The sequence below is a fragment of the Streptomyces sp. NPDC001732 genome, assembly GCF_053596315.1.
The window spans coordinates 307,850-329,292 of record NZ_JBSFFY010000002.1; the positions used below are offsets into that span (position 1 = coordinate 307,850).

Annotated in this window: 32 protein-coding genes; 29 read left to right on the forward strand and 3 right to left on the reverse strand. The window is 68.7% G+C overall.

Annotated features, from left to right (window positions below; genetic code table 11):
- Nucleotides 1-347 precede the first annotated feature (347 nt).
- Genes ACWCXX_RS04165 through ACWCXX_RS04175 form a run of 3 tightly spaced genes read right to left on the reverse strand, consistent with a single transcriptional unit; the run spans nucleotide 348 to nucleotide 4,946 of the window.
- Nucleotides 348-809, reverse strand: coding sequence for an N-acetyltransferase family protein (locus ACWCXX_RS04165; RefSeq protein ID WP_451124070.1), 462 nt, complete (start codon nucleotides 807-809; stop codon nucleotides 348-350).
- Nucleotides 810-843: 34 nt separating this feature from the next.
- Nucleotides 844-3,219, reverse strand: a complete 2,376-nt coding sequence (locus ACWCXX_RS04170; protein ID WP_451124072.1) for a poly(A) polymerase — start codon at nucleotides 3,217-3,219, stop codon at nucleotides 844-846.
- 56 nt (nucleotides 3,220-3,275) lie between these two features.
- Entirely contained in the window at nucleotides 3,276-4,946 is a 1,671-nt protein-coding gene (locus ACWCXX_RS04175) for an RNA ligase family protein (RefSeq protein ID WP_451124074.1), read from the reverse strand.
- Nucleotides 4,947-5,575: 629 nt separating this feature from the next.
- On the opposite strand from ACWCXX_RS04175, the gene rpsJ reads away from it, so the two are divergent.
- The 29 genes from rpsJ to ACWCXX_RS04320 all read left to right on the forward strand — a co-directional run bounded on the left by rpsJ (nucleotide 5,576) and on the right by ACWCXX_RS04320 (nucleotide 21,327).
- Nucleotides 5,576-5,884 (forward strand): 30S ribosomal protein S10, encoded by a 309-nt coding sequence (rpsJ, locus tag ACWCXX_RS04180; RefSeq protein WP_003948644.1) that lies wholly within the window; start codon nucleotides 5,576-5,578, stop codon nucleotides 5,882-5,884.
- Nucleotides 5,885-5,897: 13 nt separating this feature from the next.
- Nucleotides 5,898-6,542, forward strand: coding sequence for a 50S ribosomal protein L3 (rplC, locus tag ACWCXX_RS04185; protein WP_451124076.1), 645 nt, complete (start codon nucleotides 5,898-5,900; stop codon nucleotides 6,540-6,542).
- A 7-nt stretch (nucleotides 6,543-6,549) separates the two neighbouring features.
- Nucleotides 6,550-7,200: a 50S ribosomal protein L4 gene (gene rplD / locus ACWCXX_RS04190; RefSeq protein WP_376237298.1), complete on the forward strand. Its 651-nt coding sequence runs from the start codon at nucleotides 6,550-6,552 to the stop codon at nucleotides 7,198-7,200.
- Entirely contained in the window at nucleotides 7,200-7,523 is a 324-nt protein-coding gene (gene rplW, locus ACWCXX_RS04195; RefSeq protein ID WP_148838706.1) for a 50S ribosomal protein L23, read from the forward strand. The genes rplD and rplW overlap by 1 nt, the downstream gene beginning before the upstream one ends.
- 50 nt (nucleotides 7,524-7,573) lie before the next feature.
- Nucleotides 7,574-8,410 (forward strand): 50S ribosomal protein L2, encoded by an 837-nt coding sequence (gene rplB, locus ACWCXX_RS04200; RefSeq protein ID WP_073786778.1) that lies wholly within the window; start codon nucleotides 7,574-7,576, stop codon nucleotides 8,408-8,410.
- A gap of 12 nt (nucleotides 8,411-8,422) precedes the next feature.
- Complete coding sequence (gene rpsS, locus ACWCXX_RS04205; RefSeq protein WP_283853425.1) at nucleotides 8,423-8,704, forward strand: 30S ribosomal protein S19; 282 nt, start codon at nucleotides 8,423-8,425, stop codon at nucleotides 8,702-8,704.
- A gap of 43 nt (nucleotides 8,705-8,747) precedes the next feature.
- On the forward strand, nucleotides 8,748-9,095 hold the full coding sequence (gene rplV / locus ACWCXX_RS04210) for a 50S ribosomal protein L22 (protein WP_009997296.1): 348 nt from the start codon (nucleotides 8,748-8,750) through the stop codon (nucleotides 9,093-9,095).
- The gene (rpsC, locus tag ACWCXX_RS04215) at nucleotides 9,095-9,934 is read left to right on the forward strand and encodes a 30S ribosomal protein S3 (RefSeq protein WP_148838707.1); all 840 of its coding nucleotides are present in this window, start codon (nucleotides 9,095-9,097) and stop codon (nucleotides 9,932-9,934) included. Before rplV ends, rpsC begins: the two co-directional genes overlap by 1 nt.
- A gap of 5 nt (nucleotides 9,935-9,939) precedes the next feature.
- Entirely contained in the window at nucleotides 9,940-10,359 is a 420-nt protein-coding gene (rplP, locus tag ACWCXX_RS04220; protein ID WP_072485538.1) for a 50S ribosomal protein L16, read from the forward strand.
- Nucleotides 10,359-10,583: a 50S ribosomal protein L29 gene (gene rpmC, locus ACWCXX_RS04225; protein ID WP_014047786.1), complete on the forward strand. Its 225-nt coding sequence runs from the start codon at nucleotides 10,359-10,361 to the stop codon at nucleotides 10,581-10,583. The genes rplP and rpmC overlap by 1 nt, the downstream gene beginning before the upstream one ends.
- Nucleotides 10,583-10,867, forward strand: a complete 285-nt coding sequence (gene rpsQ, locus ACWCXX_RS04230; protein WP_030977953.1) for a 30S ribosomal protein S17 — start codon at nucleotides 10,583-10,585, stop codon at nucleotides 10,865-10,867. The genes rpmC and rpsQ overlap by 1 nt, the downstream gene beginning before the upstream one ends.
- A 109-nt stretch (nucleotides 10,868-10,976) precedes the next feature.
- The gene (rplN, locus tag ACWCXX_RS04235) at nucleotides 10,977-11,345 is read left to right on the forward strand and encodes a 50S ribosomal protein L14 (protein WP_003966950.1); all 369 of its coding nucleotides are present in this window, start codon (nucleotides 10,977-10,979) and stop codon (nucleotides 11,343-11,345) included.
- A gap of 2 nt (nucleotides 11,346-11,347) precedes the next feature.
- Nucleotides 11,348-11,671 carry a 50S ribosomal protein L24 gene (gene rplX, locus ACWCXX_RS04240; RefSeq protein ID WP_073786786.1) on the forward strand — a complete coding sequence of 108 codons (324 nt, stop codon included), beginning with the start codon at nucleotides 11,348-11,350 and terminating at the stop codon, nucleotides 11,669-11,671.
- Complete coding sequence (gene rplE, locus ACWCXX_RS04245; RefSeq protein WP_006126888.1) at nucleotides 11,671-12,228, forward strand: 50S ribosomal protein L5; 558 nt, start codon at nucleotides 11,671-11,673, stop codon at nucleotides 12,226-12,228. Before rplX ends, rplE begins: the two co-directional genes overlap by 1 nt.
- Nucleotides 12,229-12,230: 2 nt before the next feature.
- Nucleotides 12,231-12,416: a type Z 30S ribosomal protein S14 gene (locus ACWCXX_RS04250; protein ID WP_003948630.1), complete on the forward strand. Its 186-nt coding sequence runs from the start codon at nucleotides 12,231-12,233 to the stop codon at nucleotides 12,414-12,416.
- A gap of 224 nt (nucleotides 12,417-12,640) precedes the next feature.
- Nucleotides 12,641-13,039 carry a 30S ribosomal protein S8 gene (gene rpsH, locus ACWCXX_RS04255; protein ID WP_042812335.1) on the forward strand — a complete coding sequence of 133 codons (399 nt, stop codon included), beginning with the start codon at nucleotides 12,641-12,643 and terminating at the stop codon, nucleotides 13,037-13,039.
- Between the two features lie 21 nt (nucleotides 13,040-13,060).
- The gene (gene rplF, locus ACWCXX_RS04260) at nucleotides 13,061-13,600 is read left to right on the forward strand and encodes a 50S ribosomal protein L6 (protein ID WP_148838709.1); all 540 of its coding nucleotides are present in this window, start codon (nucleotides 13,061-13,063) and stop codon (nucleotides 13,598-13,600) included.
- 2 nt (nucleotides 13,601-13,602) lie between these two features.
- Nucleotides 13,603-13,986 (forward strand): 50S ribosomal protein L18, encoded by a 384-nt coding sequence (gene rplR / locus ACWCXX_RS04265; protein WP_072485534.1) that lies wholly within the window; start codon nucleotides 13,603-13,605, stop codon nucleotides 13,984-13,986.
- Nucleotides 13,987-14,032: 46 nt separating this feature from the next.
- Nucleotides 14,033-14,638, forward strand: a complete 606-nt coding sequence (gene rpsE / locus ACWCXX_RS04270; protein WP_072485533.1) for a 30S ribosomal protein S5 — start codon at nucleotides 14,033-14,035, stop codon at nucleotides 14,636-14,638.
- Nucleotides 14,638-14,820: a 50S ribosomal protein L30 gene (rpmD, locus tag ACWCXX_RS04275; protein WP_005313525.1), complete on the forward strand. Its 183-nt coding sequence runs from the start codon at nucleotides 14,638-14,640 to the stop codon at nucleotides 14,818-14,820. Before rpsE ends, rpmD begins: the two co-directional genes overlap by 1 nt.
- 1 nt (nucleotide 14,821) lies before the next feature.
- A complete protein-coding gene (rplO, locus tag ACWCXX_RS04280) occupies nucleotides 14,822-15,277 on the forward strand; it encodes a 50S ribosomal protein L15 (RefSeq protein WP_018519290.1) in 456 nt (151 codons plus the stop codon).
- Nucleotides 15,278-15,490: 213 nt separating this feature from the next.
- Nucleotides 15,491-16,810, forward strand: coding sequence for a preprotein translocase subunit SecY (gene secY, locus ACWCXX_RS04285; protein WP_451124081.1), 1,320 nt, complete (start codon nucleotides 15,491-15,493; stop codon nucleotides 16,808-16,810).
- On the forward strand, nucleotides 16,810-17,466 hold the full coding sequence (locus tag ACWCXX_RS04290; RefSeq protein WP_451124083.1) for an adenylate kinase: 657 nt from the start codon (nucleotides 16,810-16,812) through the stop codon (nucleotides 17,464-17,466). Before secY ends, ACWCXX_RS04290 begins: the two co-directional genes overlap by 1 nt.
- Nucleotides 17,467-17,607: 141 nt before the next feature.
- Nucleotides 17,608-18,444: a type I methionyl aminopeptidase gene (map, locus tag ACWCXX_RS04295; RefSeq protein WP_451124085.1), complete on the forward strand. Its 837-nt coding sequence runs from the start codon at nucleotides 17,608-17,610 to the stop codon at nucleotides 18,442-18,444.
- A 243-nt stretch (nucleotides 18,445-18,687) separates the two neighbouring features.
- Nucleotides 18,688-18,909, forward strand: coding sequence for a translation initiation factor IF-1 (gene infA / locus ACWCXX_RS04300; RefSeq protein WP_003956442.1), 222 nt, complete (start codon nucleotides 18,688-18,690; stop codon nucleotides 18,907-18,909).
- A 60-nt stretch (nucleotides 18,910-18,969) separates the two neighbouring features.
- Entirely contained in the window at nucleotides 18,970-19,083 is a 114-nt protein-coding gene (gene rpmJ / locus ACWCXX_RS04305; protein WP_003956441.1) for a 50S ribosomal protein L36, read from the forward strand.
- A gap of 194 nt (nucleotides 19,084-19,277) precedes the next feature.
- Entirely contained in the window at nucleotides 19,278-19,658 is a 381-nt protein-coding gene (gene rpsM, locus ACWCXX_RS04310; protein WP_148838713.1) for a 30S ribosomal protein S13, read from the forward strand.
- A gap of 104 nt (nucleotides 19,659-19,762) precedes the next feature.
- Complete coding sequence (gene rpsK, locus ACWCXX_RS04315) at nucleotides 19,763-20,167, forward strand: 30S ribosomal protein S11 (protein WP_125496499.1); 405 nt, start codon at nucleotides 19,763-19,765, stop codon at nucleotides 20,165-20,167.
- 137 nt (nucleotides 20,168-20,304) lie between these two features.
- Nucleotides 20,305-21,327, forward strand: a complete 1,023-nt coding sequence (locus tag ACWCXX_RS04320) for a DNA-directed RNA polymerase subunit alpha (RefSeq protein ID WP_003966937.1) — start codon at nucleotides 20,305-20,307, stop codon at nucleotides 21,325-21,327.
- Nucleotides 21,328-21,443 lie beyond the last annotated feature (116 nt).

Sequence of the window (21,443 nt, forward strand, 5' to 3'; positions counted from 1 at the left end):
CGTGCTGTCCGTCACGCCGTGCTCCGTCCGTACCCCCGCAGCGGGCGGCCGGGCGACCCCGTGCCGCGTGCCGATTCGTGTGCAGGCCGCGACGGGGGCGAGCCGCTGCTGCGGGGGGATAGACGGAGATCATCGGGGGAGGGTTGCCTGGTCCACCCCATTGGAGGAGGCGCTGGTGGGAGGCCGGTCGGTCCGCTCGGTCCGGTGGGGTCGGTCGGTCCGGTGGGTCCCGGTGCGGCCGGTGGGGCCTGGTGGCTCCCGTCCGCCGGGCGGCTCCGGGATCGGGTCGGACGGCTTCGGGCTCGGGGCCGGGTGGTTTTGGTCCGTCCGCCGGGCGGGCCGCCGGATCAGGCCGGACGCGTCGGCGGCCGGACCATGAACACGTCGACCGGGTCCCGTCGTTCCTCGGTGAAGCCGTGCCGTTCGTAGAGCGCGCGGGCGGCGCTGCCCCGGAGCACGTCCAGGCGTACGGTCGCGCCCTCCTCGTCGGCCCGCGCGAGCAGCGAACGGAGCACGGCGGTGCCGATGCCGCGTCCCTGGAGGGCGGGGGAGAGGTAGAAGTTCTCCAGCCACAGCCCGTCCCCGACCGGGCGCAGGGTGACGGAACCAGCGAGCCCGCCGTCCACGACCACGATCGAGGTGTGCTCCGGCGCGTAGCAGTCCCGCAGCCGCTGCCGTACGCGGTGCTCGTCGTAGCGGCCGAGCCGCTCCAGGGCGGGGCGCATCACGACGGCCCGCAGCTCGGCCAGGTCCTCGACGTCCTCGGGCCGCGCGGAACGCAGGGCCCAGGCCGTGGTGGCGTTGTTCATGGGCGGATCCTCGCAGGCCGGGACCGTTCGGAGCTCACCGCAGGCCCCGTACCTCGCTCCCGTCGGCCCGGCGCAGTCCCGCGTCCGGGATGCCGCGCAGCAGCCGGGCGCCGATCTCCGCGAGGAGGGCCCCGTCGGGCGGGGTGCGGCCGAGGCCGATCGCGTACTGGACGTGGGAGGCGTCGGCGGAGTACGGGCGGGGCCAGGCGTGCGCGTCCGGGGAGCCCGCCTCGGCGAGGGCGGCGAGCAGGGCGAGGAGCCGGCCGCGCAGCCGGCCCTCGTCCGCGCCCCGCCGCACCGAGACGATCGCCCAGGCGGCGTGCCGCAGACGCAGGGGCGGCGGGGCGCAGAGCCGGGAACGCGGGACGGGACCGGAGTCGGCGGCGGAGTCCAGGACCTCCCAGGCACGCAGGAGCTCTTCGGCCACGAGGTCCCGGCCCGCGGCGGACACCTGAGTGGTGCAGGAACGCACCGGGGCGCTCGGGGTCAGCACGGTGAGGGGCGGTCCCTCACCGGAAGGCGGCCCCTCACCGGAAGGCGGGCCGTCGCCGGAAAGCGGCTCGCCGTCGAGGGGGAGTCCGCCGATCCCGCCGGAGCCGACCGCACGGTCCCAGTCCCAGGTGGCCCAGCTCGCGAAGAAGTGCCGGAGCAGGGCGAGCGGCGGCAGGTCGCCCGACTCGTGGACGGTACGGGCCGCGAGCACCGACCAGGCGAGGCCGGGCAGTCCGCCGCACGGGGCGGAGTCCAGCCCGCGCGCCCGCGCCCACGCCTTCACCTCGCGGGCGAGCCCGGTGAACGCCTCGCGGTGCGGATCAGCCGCCGCGAGCACGGCGTCCGCGTCGCTCACCGCGCCGAGCGCCACGGCCGCCGCCGCGCCCAGCTCGGTGCGGCGGGCGACCGCCTCGGCCGGGGGCACGTCACCCGTCGCGACGGTCACCAGATCCACCCGGAGCCCGTCCACCCCGAAGCGCAGTCCGGGCACCCGGGCCCCGGTCACCTCGCGTGCGTCCACGGCCTCCGGCAGCGCGGCGGCCAGGCGCTCCCGCACCCCCGGCAGGTCCCCGTCACCCGGCAGCGCCGCGACCAGGTCCACATCGGCGCCGGGCAGCGCGCACCCCGTCCGGCGCGAACCGACCAGATGGACGCACCCCTCGGGCAGGGCGGCGGCCACCCGGCGCACGATCCCGGCCGCGAGCGCGCCCTCCGCGGCGAGGGTCGCCTCCGCCTCGGCCGTCGCCTCCGCCTCCGCCGCTGCGTCTGTTTCCTCCGGCTCATCGGCGGGGTACGTCCCGTGGGGCCCGGCGGCGTGGGTCAGCTCGACCCGGACGCCGAAGTGGTCCGAGACGTACAGCCCGTCCGGCGCCGCCGTGTCGCCCAGCAGCACCGCCGACGCCGGGCGCAGCCGCTCCGAGCGGAGCAGCACCCGGTCCAGCCGGGACGCGCGCCCGGTCAGCGAGGAGACGGCGGCCAGCGGGTTGACCGAGGGGTCGAAGGTCGGCGTCCGGTCACCGGCGCCGTGCACCCGGCTCCAGGCGTCCGCCATCCCCAGCCGCTCCTGCGGGGTGTCGCCGCCGTCGTTGAAGTCGCCGAGCAGCGCCACATCGCCCTCGACCGCAGCCAACCCCATTGCCAGATCGGCCAGTTCGGCATCGCGCCGGGCGGCGCCGTTCGCCGAGTGGTCGCTGCTGAGGTGGGTGACCGCGACCGTGAAAGGACCCTTTGCCGTCTCCACGACGACGGCCGCGACCGCCTTGTGCGGGCCGAGCGCGTGCAGGCCCGCCTCCCGCACGGGAAGCCTGCTGAGCAGCAGCAGGCCGCAGTCGGCGACGTCCCGGCCCGCCGGATCGGCCCAGAACGTGTAGTCCCGGCGTACCCACGGCGCCGCCAACAGCAGGGCGAGCAGGGCGGGTTCGGCCTCCTGGAGGGCGATGACACCGGCGTCGGCCGCATGCAGCGCGTCGAGCAGGAGCGGCCTGCGGCGGGCGGTGTGGATGCGGTCGCTGTCGTACCGGTCCCAGAGGGTGTTCCAGGTCAGCAGGGTCGGGGGACCGGAGGCCGACGGGGGCGCAGGCACCTCCTCGGACACCGGCGTCCAGGCGGCCCGTGACGCGGAGTACGCGTGCGGCGTGCGGGAGGTGAAGTACGGGGACGGCAGACGGCGCGGGGCGCGCACCCGTCCGGCGTCCGTCGCGTCGATCCGGTCCACCCCCGAGGACCGGTCCCACACCACCTCGCCGTCCGCCTCGAAGAACAGCACCCGGTGCCAGGGGATGTCCCCGCCGGGCGTGAACCGGGGCAGCGGCACCCGCTTGGGCACGGTCCCGCGCTGCGCCACACCCAGCACGAAGCGCGCCGGGTCGAACCGGGCGTCCCAGCGGACCCGGTGGTAGATCTCCTCGCTGGTACGCACTGTGCCCCGCTCCCCACTCCGCCCTGTACTCCGCCACTACGCCCCGCTCTCCGCCACTACGCCCTGTCCTCCACGGTTCCGCTCTCGCCGATGTACCAGGTGCGGTGCGCCTGGCCGGGGTACGGGGGGACGAACCGGTGCAGTTGGGAGGTGAGCACCTCCGGGGGCACCGGGTGGTCGCGCAGGCCGTTGCGGCGCAGCAGCTCCGCCTCGTCGACCAGGGCCACGGCATGCGTGAGCAGCGCGTCCCGGCGCCGGGCGACCGCGTGCACCAGGGAACGCTGGTGCGCGTTGAGCGAGGTGGCGTCCCAGACGACCGTGCCGCCCGCGGCGAGCGCGGCGTCCAGCCGGTCGAGCCCCTCGCGCAGCACCTCGCCGTTGGCCTTCTGGTCGGCGCGCGAGCCCCGGGCCAGGCGCAGGTCGTCGAGCGAGACGTACGTGCCGACACCGGGCAGGCCGCGGGCGAAGGTGCTCTTGCCGCTGCCGGCCGGGCCGACCAGGTGGACCAGGCGCGGGAAGTCCCCGGACCGCCACCGCCAGGTCGCCGCGACCGCCTCCTCGGCGGTGGCGACCCGGCCCAGCGCGTACGCCTCGCGGGCCTGCGCCAGACAGCGGTCGGCGGCGTCCGGCGCCAGGTCCGCGAAGACCTCCCGCAGCCCCCCGGGTTCCAGCAGCTCCTCCGCGTGCAGCGCCGACCACTCCACCTGCTCACGGGCCTCCGGGCCCTCGGCGACCGCGGCGGCCAGCGCGTGCAGCAGCGGCAGATCGGCGGCGAACGACATCCGGACCAGGCCCGTGCGGCGCTCCTCGTCCGGGTAGGGGCGGTGCAGCGAGGGGTGGAGCCCGACCAGGTCGGCGACGCGCCGGGCGAGCGGCATCCCCACCGTCCGGGCCAGCGCGGGTGCCAGCGCGGTGCGGCGGGAGCGGTGCAGCAACGCGGCCAGCACCCCGGTGAGCCGGTCGTCGCCCGTGCGGCCCGCCGCGTCGAGGGCCGTGCCCATCGCGCGGGCGGCCTCCGCGTCCCCGGCCTCCGTACCCGTGGCGGCGGCCAGCGCCGCCGCGTCGACCGGGGCCCCGGACCGTACGGCCCACAGGGCGGCGGCCGGGCCGAGTCCGTTCTCCACCACGGCGGCGTGCATCCAGTGCGTGTCGGTCCGTACGTGGCCGGGGCGCACCCACTTCGCGACCAGCCGGCCGAAGTCCGGGGCGTCGAAGCCGTCGGCGGGGCGCACGACGTACCCCTCCTGCCGTCCGGTGTCCGGCCGCAGCGCCCGCAGGGCCTTCTCGGCGCGGGCGTCGAACACGCCGCGCCACAGCACGGGCGGCACCGGTATCCCCAGGTCGCGCAGGAACCCCACGGTCCGGTCCCAGTCCAGACACCGCTCCCCGTCCCAGACGGAGAAGCCGTAGAAGTAGCTCTCCAGGCCCTCGTACGGAAGGGAGTGACGGGCGAACAGGTTCTCGCCGCAGATCCGCCGGCCGGCGGGGATGCGTGCCCCGATCCGGCCCTGGAGCGCCTTCACCCAGCCCCGCGAGGGGTGGTGGGCGGAGTCGAGGGAGCGGGCGTGGAGCCCGTCGGGGTAGAGCGTGGTGTTCTCGCCGTCCAGCTTCTCGGTGACGACGACCTCGCGGCCGGCCAGCCCGGAGAGGTCCGCGATCCGTACGTCGTCCGAGGTGGCCCCGGGGGACCAGGGCAGGTGCGCGGTGCGCGGATAGTGCGTACGCATGGTGGAAGCCCCTGGTGACGACGGTGTGCCCGACCGGTCACTGTAGGGCGGGGGAGAGCGGCGTTCGACCGGATTTCCGGGAGGCGGCGACGGAGGCGGACGGCGCGGCGTCGGGGCGGGGCGACGGGGGCGGGCGTACGGCGCAGGGGCGGGGCGGAGGGGGCGCGACAGCGGTTTCGCGGCGGCCGGCACGGCCGGCGGAAGCGATGCCTCCGTGGTCGCCGCCGCGCGCCCGCGTTTGACCGGGCGACCACGCGGGGTAAGATCCTCCGCCCGATTGGCCAGGCCGACGCCCCGTATGGCACACTGACCAGGTTGCTCGGTTGAGTGTCAATGCTGCGCGCCTCCCGCCGGGAGGACCGGAAGCGAGTCCCACAGTACTCGTCGACCCCCTGCGGGTCGGACGTACGGGAATCTTCCGGGAAGCGTCAGTGGGGCACCAACCAGGCGCCCGGTGGGTGTTTCGCCCCCGGTCCTGCGGTCCTCGGGCCCGCACCCCCTTGGTTGGGAAATCCTTCGGGAGATCTGCGTAGAGGGGATGCGACACGCCCGACCGCGTGGGTCGGAGGTGGAGTCGTCAGAACCCCCGGGTTCCAGGGCGTTAGCGAGAGACAGGACTACTAGTAGCCATGGCGGGACAGAAGATCCGCATCCGGCTCAAGGCCTACGACCACGAGGTCATCGACTCCTCGGCGAAGAAGATCGTCGAGACGGTGACCCGCACTGGTGCGTCGGTCGCGGGCCCGGTGCCGCTGCCCACTGAGAAGAACGTGTACTGCGTCATCAAGTCGCCGCACAAGTACAAGGACTCGCGCGAGCACTTCGAGATGCGCACGCACAAGCGCCTCATCGACATCCTCGACCCCACGCCGAAGACGGTTGACTCGCTGATGCGTCTCGACCTGCCGGCGGGCGTCGACATCGAGATCAAGCTCTGAGGTGACGCGCGAGATGGCTAAGAACATTAAGGGCGTCCTGGGCGAGAAGCTCGGCATGACCCAGGTCTGGGACGAGAACAACCGGGTCGTTCCGGTGACCGTCGTCAAGGCCGGGCCCTGCGTCGTCACCCAGATCCGCACCAACGACAGCGACGGCTACGAGGCAGTCCAGATCGCCTTCGGCGAGATCGACCCCCGCAAGGTGAACAAGCCCCTCAAGGGCCACTTCGCCAAGGCCGACGTGACCCCGCGCCGCCACCTGGTGGAGCTCCGCACCTCCGGTGCCAGCGAGTACACGCTGGGCCAGGAGGTCACTGCCGAGGTGTTCGAGTCCGGCGTCAAGGTCGACGTCACGGGCAAGAGCAAGGGCAAGGGCTTCGCCGGTGTGATGAAGCGTCACAACTTCAAGGGCGGCAAGGCGTCCCACGGTGCCCACCGTGTGCACCGCATGCCTGGCTCCATCGGTGGCTGTGCCACTCCCGGCCGTGTCTTCAAGGGCATGCGCATGGCGGGTCGTATGGGCAACGAGCGGGTCACCACCCAGAACCTGACCATCCACGCGGTTGACGCGGAGAAGGGTCTGCTCCTCATCAAGGGCGCAGTCCCTGGTCCGAACGGCGGCCTCGTCCTGGTCCGCACCGCGGCCAAGGGGGCTTGAGGAACCGATGAGCACCATTGACATCCTTTCGCCGGCAGGCGACAAGGCCGGGACCGTCGAGCTCCCCGCGGAGATCTTCGACGCCAAGACCAGCGTTCCGCTGATCCACCAGGTCGTTGTCGCGCAGCTGGCAGCTGCCCGTCAGGGCACGCACAAGACCAAGACCCGCGGTGAAGTCCGTGGTGGCGGCAAGAAGCCGTACCGCCAGAAGGGCACCGGCCGCGCCCGTCAGGGTTCGACCCGCGCCCCGCAGTTCGCCGGCGGTGGCGTCGTCCACGGCCCCGTGCCGCGTGACTACTCGCAGCGGACCCCGAAGAAGATGAAGGCCGCCGCCCTGCGCGGTGCCCTCTCGGACCGGGCCCGTCACTCCCGCATCCACGTCGTCACCGGCGTGGTCGAGGGTGCCGTCTCCACCAAGGCCGCCAAGACGCTGTTCGGCAAGATCTCGGAGCGCAAGAACCTGCTCCTGGTCGCCGACCGCTCCGACGAGGCCGCGTGGCTGTCCGCCCGCAACCTGCCCCAGGTGCACATCCTGGAGCCGGGCCAGCTGAACACGTACGACGTGATCGTCTCTGACGACGTGGTCTTCACCCAGGCCGCCTTCGAGTCCTTCGTGTCTGGCCCCCAGACCGCTGAGACCGAAGGGAGCGACGCCTGATGAGCGAGGCGACCGTTACCAGCAAGACCTTCACGGACCCGCGCGACGTTCTCGTCAAGCCGGTTGTGTCCGAGAAGAGCTACGCGCTGCTCGACGAGAACAAGTACACGTTCATCGTCGCGCCCGGCTCCAACAAGACCCAGATCAAGCAGGCCGTGGAAGCGGTCTTCTCGGTCAAGGTCACCGGGGTCAACACGATCAACCGGCAGGGCAAGCGCAAGCGCACCCGCACCGGCTTCGGCAAGCGCGCCGACACGAAGCGCGCCATCGTGACCCTCGCCGAGGGCGACCGTATCGACATCTTCGGCGGCCCGACCTCCTGACGGAGGTCGAGACGTCCAGGATCCGGAATTCTTCCGAGGACTGAGAGACAATGGGTATCCGCAAGTACAAGCCGACGACCCCGGGCCGTCGTGGCTCCAGCGTCGCCGACTTTGTCGAGATCACGCGGTCCACGCCGGAGAAGTCGCTGGTCCGCCCCCTGCACAACAAGGGCGGCCGTAACAACGCCGGTCGTGTGACCGTTCGCCACCAGGGCGGTGGCCACAAGCGCGCCTACCGAGTGATCGACTTCCGTCGTCACGACAAGGACGGCGTGCCGGCCAAGGTCGCGCACATCGAGTACGACCCCAACCGCACCGCGCGCATCGCGCTCCTGCACTACGCGGACGGCGAGAAGCGCTACATCATCGCCCCCCGCGGCCTGTCGCAGGGCGACCGTGTCGAGAACGGCCCGGCCGCCGACATCAAGCCCGGCAACAACCTGGCGCTGCGCAACATCCCGGTCGGTACGACCATCCACGCCATCGAGCTGCGGCCCGGCGGCGGCGCGAAGTTCGCCCGTTCCGCGGGTGCCTCCGTGCAGCTGCTGGCGAAGGAGGGCTCCATGGCCCACCTCCGCATGCCGTCGGGTGAGATCCGCCTGGTCGACGCCCGCTGCCGCGCCACGATCGGTGAGGTCGGCAACGCCGAGCAGTCGAACATCAACTGGGGCAAGGCCGGCCGCATGCGCTGGAAGGGCGTGCGCCCGACCGTCCGCGGTGTCGCGATGAACCCGGTTGACCACCCGCACGGTGGTGGTGAGGGCAAGACCTCCGGTGGTCGCCACCCGGTCTCGCCGTGGGGTCAGAAGGAGGGTCGTACTCGTTCTCCCAAGAAGGCGAGCAACAAGTACATCGTCCGCCGCCGCAAGACGAACAAGAAGCGCTAGGAGCGGGTTTAGATGCCGCGCAGTCTCAAGAAGGGGCCCTTCGTCGACGGCCACCTCATCAAGAAGGTGGACGCACAGAACGAGGCAGGCACCAAGAACGTCATCAAGACCTGGTCCCGTCGCTCGATGATCGTCCCGGCCATGCTGGGTCACACCATCGCGGTGCACAACGGCAAGATCCACGTCCCGGTGTTCGTCACCGAGTCGATGGTCGGCCACAAGCTCGGCGAGTTCTCGCCGACTCGCACCTTCCGCGGCCACGTCAAGGACGACCGGAAGTCGAAGCGCCGCTAATCGCGGGGTGGAACGACTAATGACTTACACCGAAGGGACAACCATGGAAGCCAGGGCCCAGGCGCGGTACATCCGCGTCACGCCCATGAAGGCCCGCCGCGTGGTGGACCTCATCCGTGGCATGGACGCCACGGAGGCTCAGGCGGTCCTGCGTTTCGCCCCGCAGGCCGCGAGCGTGCCGGTTGGCAAGGTGCTGGACAGCGCCATCGCCAACGCCGCACACAACTACGACCACACCGACGCCTCCACGCTGGTCATCAGCGAGGCGTACGTGGACGAGGGCCCGACCCTGAAGCGGTTCCGTCCGCGCGCCCAGGGCCGTGCCTACCGGATCCGTAAGCGGACCAGCCACATCACCGTGGTCGTCAGCAGCAAGGAAGGAACCCGGTAATGGGCCAGAAGGTAAACCCGCACGGGTTCCGGCTCGGCATTACCACGGACTTCAAGTCCCGTTGGTACGCCGACAAGCTGTACAAGGACTACGTCAAGGAAGACGTCGCCATTCGTCGCATGATGACGAAGGGCATGGAGCGGGCCGGCATCTCCAAGGTCGAGATCGAGCGCACCCGCGACCGCGTCCGCGTTGACATCCACACCGCTCGTCCGGGCATCGTCATCGGCCGCCGCGGCGCCGAGGCCGACCGCATCCGCGGCGAGCTGGAGAAGCTGACCGGCAAGCAGGTCCAGCTGAACATCCTCGAGGTCAAGAACCCCGAGGTGGACGCCCAGCTGGTGGCCCAGGCCGTCGCCGAGCAGCTCTCCTCCCGCGTCTCCTTCCGTCGTGCCATGCGCAAGAGCATGCAGAGCTCGATGAAGGCCGGCGCCAAGGGCATCAAGATCCAGTGCGGTGGCCGCCTCGGCGGCGCCGAGATGTCCCGCTCGGAGTTCTACCGCGAGGGCCGTGTGCCCCTGCACACCCTCCGCGCGAACGTCGACTACGGCTTCTTCGAGGCCAAGACGACCTTCGGCCGCATCGGTGTGAAGGTCTGGATCTACAAGGGCGACGTCAAGAACATCGCCGAGGTCCGCGCCGAGAACGCCGCTGCCCGCGCCGGCAACCGCCCGGCCCGTGGCGGCGCCGACCGTCCGGCCGGTCGTGGCCGCGGTGGCGAGCGTGGCGGTCGCGGCCGCAAGCCGCAGCAGCAGTCGGCTCCGGCTGCCGAGGCCCCCAAGGCCGAGGCTCCCGCCGCTGCCGCTCCGGCCGCCGAGAGCACCGGAACGGAGGCCTGACCGAAATGCTGATCCCCCGTAGGGTCAAGCACCGCAAGCAGCACCACCCGAAGCGCAGCGGTATGTCCAAGGGTGGCACGCAGGTTGCGTTCGGCGAGTACGGCATCCAGGCGCTGACCCCGGCGTACGTGACGAACCGTCAGATCGAGGCCGCTCGTATCGCGATGACCCGTCACATCAAGCGTGGCGGCAAGGTCTGGATCAACATCTACCCGGACCGTCCCCTGACGAAGAAGCCGGCCGAGACCCGCATGGGTTCCGGTAAGGGTTCTCCCGAGTGGTGGATCGCGAACGTCAAGCCCGGTCGGGTGATGTTCGAGCTGTCCTACCCGAACGAGAAGATTGCTCGTGAGGCGCTCACCCGCGCTGCTCACAAGCTTCCGATGAAGTGCCGCATCGTTCGGCGCGAGGCAGGTGAGGCGTGATGTCGGCCGGAACCAAGGCGTCCGAGCTGCGCGAGCTGGGCAACGAGGAGCTGCTCAACAAGCTCCGCGAGGCCAAGGAAGAGCTGTTCAACCTCCGCTTCCAGGCGGCGACCGGGCAGCTCGAGAACCACGGTCGGCTCAAGTCCGTCCGTAAGGACATCGCCCGGATCTACACCCTGATGCGCGAGCGCGAGCTGGGCATCGAGACGGTGGAGAGCGTCTGATGAGCGAGAAGACTGTGACTGAGACGAACACCGACCGCGGTTTCCGCAAGACCCGTGAGGGTCTGGTCGTCAGCGACAAGATGGACAAGACCGTCGTCGTCGCTGTCGAGGACCGTGTCAAGCACGCGCTGTACGGCAAGGTCATCCGCCGTACGAACAAGCTCAAGGCGCACGACGAGCAGAACGCCGCCGGCGTCGGCGACCGCGTCCTCCTGATGGAGACCCGGCCGCTGTCCGCCACGAAGCGGTGGCGCGTCGTCGAGATCCTCGAGAAGGCCAAGTAATTCCTGAGGGGCATTCCCCTCAGGCAAGTTCCGCCAGGCTCGGCGGGGAGCTCCGTAAAGCACTTACGGAGCTCCCCGCCGGGAACCGGCAGACGATCAGGAGATAGACGTGATCCAGCAGGAGTCGCGACTTCGCGTCGCCGACAACACGGGTGCGAAGGAAATCCTCACCATCCGTGTTCTCGGTGGTTCGGGTCGCCGCTACGCGGGCATCGGTGACGTCATCGTCGCCACCGTCAAGGACGCGATCCCCGGCGGCAACGTGAAGAAGGGTGACGTCGTCAAGGCCGTCATCGTTCGCACCGTCAAGGAGCGTCGTCGTCAGGATGGCTCGTACATCCGCTTCGACGAGAACGCCGCCGTCATTCTGAAGAACGACGGCGACCCCCGCGGCACCCGCATCTTCGGCCCGGTGGGCCGGGAGCTGCGCGAGAAGAAGTTCATGAAGATCATCTCGCTCGCGCCGGAGGTGCTGTAAGCATGAAGATCAAGAAGGGCGACCTGGTCCAGGTCATCACCGGTAAGGACAAGGGCAAGCAGGGCAAGGTCATCGTGGCCTACCCCGCTCAGGACCGTGTCCTCGTCGAGGGTGTCAACCGGGTCAAGAAGCACACCAAGGCCGGTCAGACGGCTCGCGGTTCGCAGACCGGCGGCATCGTCACCACCGAGGCCCCGATTCACGTCAGCAACGTACAGCTGGTTGTGGAGAAGGACGGCAAGAAGGTCGTCACCCGCGTCGGCTACCGCTTTGACGACGAGGGCAACAAGATCCGCGTTGCCAAGCGGACCGGTGAGGACATCTGATGACTGCCACCACTGCGCCGCGTCTCAAGACGCGCTACCGCGAGGAAATCGCCGGCAAGCTGCGTGAGGAGTTCTCCTACGAGAACGTCATGCAGGTTCCCGGCCTGGTCAAGATCGTGGTCAACATGGGTGTGGGCGACGCCGCCCGCGACTCCAAGCTGATCGACGGCGCCGTGCGCGACCTCACCACGATCACCGGCCAGAAGCCGGCCGTCACCAAGGCCCGCAAGTCCATCGCGCAGTTCAAGCTGCGCGAGGGCCAGCCGATCGGCTGCCACGTCACCCTCCGCGGTGACCGGATGTGGGAGTTCCTGGACCGTACGCTGTCGCTCGCGCTGCCGCGTATCCGTGACTTCCGTGGTCTGTCGCCGAAGCAGTTCGACGGCCGTGGCAACTACACCTTCGGTCTCACGGAGCAGGTCATGTTCCACGAGATCGACCAGGACAAGATCGACCGGGTCCGGGGCATGGACATCACCGTGGTCACCACGGCGACCAACGACGACGAGGGTCGTGCCCTCCTTCGTCACCTCGGCTTCCCGTTCAAGGAGAACTGACCGTGGCGAAGAAGGCTCTGATCGCTAAGGCCGCCCGTAAGCCGAAGTTCGGCGTCCGCGGGTACACCCGCTGCCAGCGCTGCGGCCGGCCCCACTCCGTCTACCGCAAGTTCGGCCTGTGCCGCGTGTGCCTCCGTGAGATGGCTCACCGTGGCGAGCTGCCGGGCGTGACCAAGAGCTCCTGGTAACTCTCCTCCGCCCCCTGGGCGTTGGAAGTACCCGGAAGCTCTCGGTAAGCATCTGGTCGGCAGGAGCCCCACCTTTCATGCCGTAGGCTTGAAGGGTTGGGCGCCTGCCGCCCAAGACCGACTTACTACGCCGTAGGTCCCCGCACCGCACCCGTCCCGCCACTGAGTGGGGAGAGGGATGGCGCATACAGGAAACCCCGGCGAGAGAGGCCGAAGGCCAATTCATGACCATGACTGATCCCATCGCAGACATGCTCACGCGTCTGCGCAACGCGAACTCGGCGTACCACGACTCCGTCGTGATGCCGCACAGCAAGATCAAGTCGCACATCGCGGAAATCCTCAAGCAGGAGGGTTTCATCACCGGCTGGAAGGTCGAGGACGCCGAGGTCGGCAAGAACCTCGTCCTCGAGCTGAAGTTCGGTCCGAACCGCGAGCGCTCGATCGCCGGCATCAAGCGCATCTCGAAGCCGGGTCTGCGTGTTTACGCAAAGTCCACCAACCTGCCGAAGGTCCTCGGCGGCCTGGGCGTGGCGATCATCTCCACGTCCCACGGTCTCCTGACCGGCCAGCAGGCTCAGAAGAAGGGCGTAGGTGGGGAAGTCCTCGCCTACGTCTGGTAGTCGGGAACGGAGGAATAGCTCATGTCGCGAATCGGCAAGCTCCCCATCCAGGTTCCCGCCGGTGTGGACGTCACCATCGATGGCCGCACGGTCGCGGTGAAGGGTCCCAAGGGCACCCTCACGCACACCGTCGCGTCGCCGATCGAGGTCACCAAGGGTGAGGACGGCGTTCTCAACGTCACCCGCCCGAACGACGAGCGTCAGAACAAGGCCCTCCACGGCCTGTCCCGCACGCTGGTGGCGAACATGATCACCGGTGTGACCAAGGGATACACCAAGGCGCTCGAGATCAGCGGTGTCGGTTACCGCGTCCAGGCGAAGGGCTCCAACCTGGAGTTCGCCCTGGGCTACAGCCACCCGATCGTCGTCGAGGCGCCGGAAGGCATCACCTTCAAGGTCGAGTCCCCGACCAAGCTGTCCGTCGAGGGTATCGACAAGCAGAAGGTCGGCGAAGTCGCGGCCAACATCCGCAAGCTGCGGAAGCCCGACCCGTACAAGGCGAAGGGCGTCAAGTACGCCGGCGAGGTCATCCGCCGCAAGGTCGGAAAGGCTGGTAAGTAGCCATGGCATACGGCGTGAAGATCGCCAAGGGCGACGCCTACAAGCGTGCCGCCCTCAAGCGTCGCCACATCCGTGTCCGCAAGCACATCTCCGGTTCGCCGGAGCGCCCGCGCTTGGTCGTGACGCGGTCCAACCGCCACATGGTCGCCCAGGTCATCGACGACATCGCGGGCCACACGCTCGCGTCGGCGTCGACCCTGGACGCCTCCATCCGTGGTGGCGAGGGCGACAAGAGCACCCAGGCCAAGCAGGTCGGCGCCCTGGTCGCTGAGCGCGCCAAGGCCGCAGGCGTCGAGGCCGTCGTGTTTGACCGCGGTGGTAACCAGTACGCCGGGCGGATTGCCGCTCTGGCTGACGCCGCCCGTGAAGCCGGTCTGAAGTTCTGAGCCCGGTTCCTACGCACAGCGGACGTAACAGAGAGAGGTAAATCCAATGGCTGGACCCCAGCGCCGCGGAAGCGGTGCCGGTGGCGGCGAGCGGCGGGACCGGAAGGGCCGTGACGGCGGCGCAGCTGCCGCCGAGAAGACCGCGTACGTCGAGCGCGTCGTCGCGATCAACCGTGTCGCCAAGGTTGTGAAGGGTGGTCGTCGCTTCAGCTTCACCGCGCTGGTCGTGGTGGGCGACGGTGACGGCACCGTCGGTGTCGGCTACGGCAAGGCCAAGGAAGTTCCCGCGGCCATCGCCAAGGGCGTGGAAGAGGCCAAGAAGAACTTCTTCAAGGTCCCGCGCATCCAGGGCACCATCCCCCACCCGATCCAGGGCGAGAAGGCTGCGGGCGTCGTCCTGCTGAAGCCTGCTTCCCCCGGTACCGGTGTTATCGCCGGTGGCCCGGTGCGCGCCGTCCTGGAGTGCGCCGGCGTTCACGACATCCTGTCGAAGTCGCTCGGCTCCGACAACGCGATCAACATCGTGCACGCGACCGTGGAGGCCCTCAAGGGCCTGCAGCGTCCCGAGGAGATCGCGGCCCGCCGCGGTCTGCCGCTCGAGGACGTCGCCCCCGCGGCCCTGCTTCGTGCGCGTGCGGGAGCGGGTGCGTAATGGCTCGCCTCAAGATCACGCAGACGAAGTCGTACATCGGCAGCAAGCAGAACCACCGCGACACCCTCCGTTCGCTCGGGCTGAAGCGCCTGAACGACGTGGTTGTCAAGGAGGACCGCCCCGAGTTCCGCGGCATGGTGCACACCGTCCGCCACCTCGTGACGGTTGAGGAGGTCGACTGACATGGCGGAGAACAAGCCGCTGAAGGCCCATGACCTCCGGCCCGCCCCGGGCGCCAAGACCGCCAAGACCCGTGTGGGTCGTGGTGAGGCGTCCAAGGGTAAGACCGCCGGTCGTGGCACCAAGGGCACCAAGGCCCGTTACCAGGTTCCGGAGCGCTTCGAGGGTGGGCAGATGCCCCTCCACATGCGCCTCCCGAAGCTCAAGGGCTTCAAGAACCCGTTCCGCACCGAGTACCAGGTCGTGAACCTGGACAAGCTCGCGACCCTCTACCCCGAGGGTGGCGAGGTCACCGTGGCCGACCTGGTCGCCAAGGGTGCCGTGCGCAACAACCACCTCGTCAAGGTCCTCGGACAGGGCGAGATCTCCGTGGCGCTGCAGGTTTCGGTTGACGCCGTCTCCGGCTCCGCCAAGGAGAAGATCACCGCCGCCGGCGGTACCGTCACCGAGCTCGTCTGAGACAACTCGATGGCCTGAACATCCGACCGGGGATGCCTCTCAAATGGGGCATCCCCGGTTGGTCGTTCCTAGGTGGGCATGGTCGCCGGTAAGGTGGCGTGCGTTGTTGTGTGGTACCCCCTGGGCACTGCCCGGGACCTTTGACCGTTTACGTATTCGTCGATCCTCAAGACCGTCACCTCTTCGCATTGCGCGGGGGTCGCAGGAGGCACCGTGCTCACCGCGTTCGCCCGGGCGTTCAAGACGCCCGACCTGCGCAAGAAGCTGCTCTTCACGCTCGGCATCATCGTGATCTACCGCCTCGGGGCGCACATCCCGGTACCGGGAGTGAGCTACGAGAATGTCCAGGTTTGTGTTGATCAGGCCAGTAAGGGCAACAACAGCCTCTTCGGCCTGGTGAACATGTTCAGCGGTGGTGCACTGCTGCAGATCACGATCTTCGCGCTCGGCATCATGCCGTACATCACGGCCAGCATCATCCTTCAGCTGCTGACCGTCGTCATTCCCCGACTCGAGGCGCTCAAGAAGGAGGGGCAGTCCGGCCAGGCCAAGATTACGCAGTACACGCGTTATCTGACCGTCGCGCTCGCCATCCTCCAGGGCACCGGCCTGGTGGCCACCGCCACCAGTGGCGCGCTCTTCAGTGGCTGCCCGGTCGCCGACCAGATCGTGCCCAACCAGTCGATCTTCACCACCATCGTGATGGTCATCACGATGACCGCGGGCACCGCGGCCGTCATGTGGCTCGGTGAGCTCATCACCGACCGCGGCATCGGCAACGGCATGTCGATCCTGATGTTCATCTCGATCGCCGCCAGCTTCCCCGGCGCCCTGTGGGCCATCAAGACCAGCGGCAAGCTGGCCGACGGCTGGATCGAGTTCGGCACCGTCATCCTGATCGGCTTCGTGATGGTGGGCCTCGTCGTCTTCGTCGAGCAGGCCCAGCGCCGCATCCCGGTCCAGTACGCGAAGCGCATGATCGGCCGTCGTTCCTACGGCGGTACCTCGACGTACATCCCGCTGAAGGTGAACCAGGCGGGTGTGATTCCCGTCATCTTCGCTTCTTCGCTGCTCTACATCCCCGCCCTGATCGTCCAGTTCTCCAACTCCACTGCGGGCTGGGCGACATGGATCCAGGACCACTTCGTCAAGGGTGACCACCCGTACTACATCACGGCGTACTTCCTCCTGATCGTCTTCTTCGCCTTCTTCTACGTGGCGATTTCGTTCAACCCCGAGGAAGTCGCCGACAACATGAAGAAGTATGGTGGCTTCATCCCGGGTATCCGGGCTGGTCGACCTACTGCCGAGTATCTGAGCTACGTGCTCAACAGGATCACTTGGCCGGGCTCGCTGTACCTGGGTCTGATCGCTCTTGTGCCGACGATGGCGTTGGCAGGCTTCAACGGTGCCAACCAGAACTTCCCCTTCGGCGGGACCAGCATCCTGATCATCGTGGGTGTGGGTCTGGAGACCGTGAAGCAGATCGAGAGTCAGCTCCAGCAGCGCAATTACGAAGGGTTCCTCCGCTGATGCGAATCGTCCTCGTCGGGCCGCCCGGTGCCGGCAAGGGAACGCAGGCTGCGTACCTTGCCAAGAACCTGTCGATTCCGCAGATCTCCACGGGCGACCTCTTCCGCGCCAACATCAGCCAGGGCACCGACCTTGGCAAGCAGGCCCGCGCCTTCATGGACGCAGGCCGGTTGGTGCCGGACGAGGTCACCATCGGGATGGCCAAGGACCGCATGTCCCAGCCGGACGCCGAGGGCGGCTTCCTGCTGGACGGCTTCCCGCGCAACGTGGGGCAGGCCGAGGCGCTCGACGCCATGCTGAAGGACGAGGGCACCAAGCTCGACGCGGTCCTGGACCTGGAGGTCCCCGAGGACGAGGTGGTCAAGCGCATCGCCGGCCGTCGGATCTGCCGGAACGACGGTTCGCACGTCTTCCACGTGACGTACAACCCGCCGAGGACCGAGGGCGTCTGCGACGCCTGTGGCGGCGAGCTGTACCAGCGGGACGACGACACCGAGGAGACGGTCCGCACCCGGCTGGAGGTCTACCACACGCAGACCGAGCCGATCATCGACTACTACCGGGCCCAGGGTCTGGTGGTCACCATCTCCGCGCTCGGCAAGGTCACCGATGTGACCGAGCGGGCGATGGAGGCCCTCAAGTCCGACCAGGGCTGAGCGCAGCACCCCGTAGTACTCGTGCAGTCGGCCGCGGCGTCCTCGGACGCCGCGGCCGACTGCTTGCGCCGTATCGTTGACCGGGTACGCCGCACCCCCCATCACCGTTCGATGCAGTCCGACGCAGAGAGGCGCCGCGCAATGGTGCAGATCAAGACCCCCGAGCAGATCGCGAAGATGCGCGAGGCAGGGCTGGTGGTCGCTGCCATTCACGCGGCCACCCGTGAGGCGGCGGTGCCCGGCGCCACCACGCTGGACCTGGACCAGGTCGCCCGCAAGGTGATCGCCGACCACGGCGCCAAGTCGAACTTCCTCGGGTACGGCGGTTTCCCCGCGACCATCTGCACCTCGGTCAACGAGGTCGTCGTCCACGGCATCCCGGACGACAAGACCGTCCTCAAGGACGGCGACATCATCTCCATCGACGCGGGCGCCATCGTCGACGGCTGGCACGGCGACGCCGCGTACACCGCCTTCGTCGGCACCGGTCACGCCCCGGAGCTGGTCGAGCTGTCCAGGGTCACCGAGGAATCCATGTGGGCCGGCATCGCCGCGATGAAGGTGAACAACCGCCTCGTCGACATCTCCAAGGCGATCGAGTCCTACATCCGCCGCCAGCCCCGCCCCGCCACCGGCAAGTACGGGATCATCGAGGACTACGGTGGCCACGGCATCGGCACCGAGATGCACATGGACCCGCACCTGCTGAACTACGTCTCCCGCAAGCGCGGCAAGGGCATCAAGCTGGTCCCCGGCGTCTGCCTGGCCATCGAGCCGATGGTCTCGCTGGGCACGGCGCGGACCGAGGTCCTCCAGGACGACTGGACCGTCATCACGACGGACGGCACCTGGTCCTCCCACTGGGAGCACTCGATCGCCCTCACGGAACAGGGCCCGCTGGTCCTGACCGCCCCCGACTGCGGCAGGGAGAAGCTGGCGCAGTACGGCATCGAGGCGGCACCGGACCCCCTCGGCTGAACCGGTCGGTATCGGCGGTGGGGCCGGTGAGGAGCGTGTGGGCCGAGTGTCCGCCGGGGCCCGCGTGGTTGATTTGACCCGCTTGTGGAGGTCTAAGGATCTCTCCGGGTGGGCAAACTTGACGGATTCGTCTTTTGGGGTTCGCTGACGTAGACTGACTCGTCGGCTCTCGTGCATCAGTGTGTCCACATTCCACATGCGATGGCGGAAGTCGATCAAGGTAGCCGATTCGAAAGGCGAAGCGTGGCCAAGAAGCAAGGTGCCATCGAAATTGAGGGCACCGTGATCGAGTCCCTCCCGAACGCCATGTTCAAGGTGGAACTCCAGAACGGTCACAAGGTCCTCGCGCACATCAGCGGCAAGATGCGGATGCACTACATCCGAATCCTTCCGGATGACCGGGTCGTCGTGGAGCTCTCTCCGTACGACCTGACGCGTGGCCGGATCGTCTACCGCTACAAGTAGATCTTGCCTCCACCCCGCCTCGGCGCGGTGATGGCACTGACCCGGAGAACCTGACATCCCATGAAGGTCAAGCCGAGCGTCAAGAAGATCTGCGACAAGTGCAAGGTGATCCGCCGTCACGGCCGGGTCATGGTCATCTGCGACAACCTGCGCCACAAGCAGCGCCAGGGCTGACGCACGACCACCTGCATCTCGCAGCACTTCGCGCGACGCACGTAACACCGTACATACGCAGAGTCCGTCCAAGCTTCGGCTGACGACACCTCCGGCGGGGGCCGGGGACCCGGACGTACCACCTCTCCCAGGAGGGGTCGGCGGTCGGGAGCGGCACTGCGGAAGACCCCCGACATGACAACTGGAGCCATTGCATGGCACGCGTTTCAGGTGTTGACATCCCGCGCGAAAAGCGCGTGGAGGTCGCCCTCACCTACGTCTTCGGCATCGGGCGCACCCGGTCCAAGGAGATCCTCGCCGCCACCGACGTGAACCCGAACACCCGCGTTCGTGACCTGGCCGAAGAGGACCTGGTCAAGATCCGCGAGTACGTGGACGCCAACCTCCGCACCGAGGGTGACCTCCGCCGCGAGATCCAGGCCGACATCCGCCGCAAGGTCGAGATCGGCTGCTACCAGGGCCTGCGTCACCGCCGTGGCCTGCCGGTCCACGGTCAGCGCACCAGCACGAACGCTCGTACCCGCAAGGGCCCGCGTCGCGCGATCGCCGGTAAGAAGAAGCCGGGCAAGAAGTAGTCCTCAGCGGACGCACTGCGGACGTCCGGACCACCGGAACCCGCAGCAACCAGCGGTCTTCGCTGTAGGACCGATCACCTCCCCTCTCCATCTGGAGTCAAGACATGCCCCCCAAGGGTCGTCAGGGCGCAACCAAGAAGGTGCGTCGCAAGGAAAAGAAGAACGTCGCTCACGGCCACGCGCACATCAAGAGCACGTTCAACAACACCATCGTCTCGATCACGGACCCCTCGGGCAACGTGATCTCCTGGGCCTCCGCCGGCCACGTCGGCTTCAAGGGCTCGCGCAAGTCCACCCCCTTCGCCGCGCAGATGGCCGCCGAGTCGGCCGCCCGCCGCGCGCAGGAGCACGGCATGCGCAAGGTCGACGTCTTCGTGAAGGGTCCGGGCTCCGGCCGCGAGACCGCGATCCGTTCGCTCCAGGCCACCGGCCTGGAGGTCGGCTCGATCCAGGACGTCACCCCGACGCCGCACAACGGCTGCCGTCCGCCGAAGCGCCGTCGCGTCTGATCCGTCACGGTCGGTGACGGCCGTGCGTCAGTGACGCGGATCCGGGCGGTATGTCCCTTCCGGGGGCATGCCGCCCGTATCCTTGTTTCATCTGTCGGGCATCAAATAGTGGGTGCCCACGACTGAAGGATCCCAACATGCTTATCGCTCAGCGTCCCTCGCTGACCGAAGAGGTCGTTGACGAGTTCCGTTCCCGGTTCGTCATCGAGCCGCTGGAGCCGGGCTTCGGCTACACCCTCGGCAACTCGCTCCGCCGCACGCTCCTCTCCTCGATCCCCGGTGCCGCCGTCACCAGCATCCGGATCGACGGTGTCCTGCACGAGTTCACCACCGTGCCGGGCGTCAAGGAGGACGTCACCGACCTCATCCTCAACATCAAGCAGCTGGTCGTCTCCTCGGAGCACGACGAGCCGGTCGTGATGTACCTGCGCAAGCAGGGCCCCGGCCTGGTCACCGCCGCGGACATCGCCCCGCCGGCCGGTGTCGAGGTCCACAACCCGGACCTGGTCCTGGCCACGCTCAACGGCAAGGGCAAGCTGGAGATGGAGCTGACCGTCGAGCGCGGTCGCGGCTACGTCTCCGCCGTCCAGAACAAGCAGGTGGGCCAGGAGATCGGCCGTATCCCGGTCGACTCCATCTACTCGCCGGTGCTCAAGGTCACGTACAAGGTCGAGGCGACCCGTGTCGAGCAGCGCACCGACTTCGACAAGCTGATCGTCGACGTCGAGACCAAGCAGGCCATGCGTCCCCGCGACGCCATGGCCTCGGCGGGCAAGACCCTGGTCGAGCTGTTCGGCCTGGCGCGCGAGCTCAACATCGACGCCGAGGGCATCGACATGGGCCCGTCCCCGACGGACGCCGCGCTCGCCGCCGACCTGGCGCTGCCGATCGAGGAGCTGGAGCTCACGGTCCGCTCCTACAACTGCCTCAAGCGCGAGGGCATCCACTCCGTGGGTGAGCTCGTCGCCCGCTCCGAGGCCGACCTGCTCGACATCCGCAACTTCGGTGCGAAGTCGATCGACGAGGTCAAGGCGAAGCTGGCCGGCATGGGCCTGGCGCTCAAGGACAGCCCGCCCGGATTCGACCCGACCGCCGCCGCCGACGCCTTCGGCGCCGACGACGACGCGGACGCCGGTTTCGTCGAGACCGAGCAGTACTGATTTGCCTCCGGCCGGGGCGCCCGTTCCTCGTGAGGGGCGCCCCGGACCGGAGTGAGGCTTTGTCCTCAATCGCCGGACGGGCTCGATTTTCCGCTGATGACGGATTTCGAGTGCGA

Excerpts from the sequence above, each read along its gene's own strand:
- ACWCXX_RS04165 (WP_451124070.1), bottom strand. The coding sequence starts at position 809 with ATGAACAACGCCACCACGGCCTGGGCCCTGCGTTCCGCGCGGCCCGAG.
- ACWCXX_RS04175 (WP_451124074.1), bottom strand. The coding sequence starts at position 4,946 with ATGCGTACGCACTATCCGCGCACCGCGCACCTGCCCTGGTCCCCCGGG.
- rpsJ (WP_003948644.1), top strand. The coding sequence starts at position 5,576 with ATGGCGGGACAGAAGATCCGCATCCGGCTCAAGGCCTACGACCACGAG.
- rplC (WP_451124076.1), top strand. The coding sequence starts at position 5,898 with ATGGCTAAGAACATTAAGGGCGTCCTGGGCGAGAAGCTCGGCATGACC.
- rplD (WP_376237298.1), top strand. The coding sequence starts at position 6,550 with ATGAGCACCATTGACATCCTTTCGCCGGCAGGCGACAAGGCCGGGACC.
- rplW (WP_148838706.1), top strand. The coding sequence starts at position 7,200 with ATGAGCGAGGCGACCGTTACCAGCAAGACCTTCACGGACCCGCGCGAC.
- rplB (WP_073786778.1), top strand. The coding sequence starts at position 7,574 with ATGGGTATCCGCAAGTACAAGCCGACGACCCCGGGCCGTCGTGGCTCC.
- rpsS (WP_283853425.1), top strand. The coding sequence starts at position 8,423 with ATGCCGCGCAGTCTCAAGAAGGGGCCCTTCGTCGACGGCCACCTCATC.
- rplV (WP_009997296.1), top strand. The coding sequence starts at position 8,748 with ATGGAAGCCAGGGCCCAGGCGCGGTACATCCGCGTCACGCCCATGAAG.
- rpsC (WP_148838707.1), top strand. The coding sequence starts at position 9,095 with ATGGGCCAGAAGGTAAACCCGCACGGGTTCCGGCTCGGCATTACCACG.
- rplP (WP_072485538.1), top strand. The coding sequence starts at position 9,940 with ATGCTGATCCCCCGTAGGGTCAAGCACCGCAAGCAGCACCACCCGAAG.
- rpmC (WP_014047786.1), top strand. The coding sequence starts at position 10,359 with ATGTCGGCCGGAACCAAGGCGTCCGAGCTGCGCGAGCTGGGCAACGAG.
- rpsQ (WP_030977953.1), top strand. The coding sequence starts at position 10,583 with ATGAGCGAGAAGACTGTGACTGAGACGAACACCGACCGCGGTTTCCGC.
- rplX (WP_073786786.1), top strand. The coding sequence starts at position 11,348 with ATGAAGATCAAGAAGGGCGACCTGGTCCAGGTCATCACCGGTAAGGAC.
- rplE (WP_006126888.1), top strand. The coding sequence starts at position 11,671 with ATGACTGCCACCACTGCGCCGCGTCTCAAGACGCGCTACCGCGAGGAA.
- rpsH (WP_042812335.1), top strand. The coding sequence starts at position 12,641 with ATGACCATGACTGATCCCATCGCAGACATGCTCACGCGTCTGCGCAAC.
- rplF (WP_148838709.1), top strand. The coding sequence starts at position 13,061 with ATGTCGCGAATCGGCAAGCTCCCCATCCAGGTTCCCGCCGGTGTGGAC.
- rplR (WP_072485534.1), top strand. The coding sequence starts at position 13,603 with ATGGCATACGGCGTGAAGATCGCCAAGGGCGACGCCTACAAGCGTGCC.
- rpsE (WP_072485533.1), top strand. The coding sequence starts at position 14,033 with ATGGCTGGACCCCAGCGCCGCGGAAGCGGTGCCGGTGGCGGCGAGCGG.
- rpmD (WP_005313525.1), top strand. The coding sequence starts at position 14,638 with ATGGCTCGCCTCAAGATCACGCAGACGAAGTCGTACATCGGCAGCAAG.
- rplO (WP_018519290.1), top strand. The coding sequence starts at position 14,822 with ATGGCGGAGAACAAGCCGCTGAAGGCCCATGACCTCCGGCCCGCCCCG.
- ACWCXX_RS04290 (WP_451124083.1), top strand. The coding sequence starts at position 16,810 with ATGCGAATCGTCCTCGTCGGGCCGCCCGGTGCCGGCAAGGGAACGCAG.
- map (WP_451124085.1), top strand. The coding sequence starts at position 17,608 with ATGGTGCAGATCAAGACCCCCGAGCAGATCGCGAAGATGCGCGAGGCA.
- rpmJ (WP_003956441.1), top strand. The coding sequence starts at position 18,970 with ATGAAGGTCAAGCCGAGCGTCAAGAAGATCTGCGACAAGTGCAAGGTG.
- rpsM (WP_148838713.1), top strand. The coding sequence starts at position 19,278 with ATGGCACGCGTTTCAGGTGTTGACATCCCGCGCGAAAAGCGCGTGGAG.
- rpsK (WP_125496499.1), top strand. The coding sequence starts at position 19,763 with ATGCCCCCCAAGGGTCGTCAGGGCGCAACCAAGAAGGTGCGTCGCAAG.
- ACWCXX_RS04320 (WP_003966937.1), top strand. The coding sequence starts at position 20,305 with ATGCTTATCGCTCAGCGTCCCTCGCTGACCGAAGAGGTCGTTGACGAG.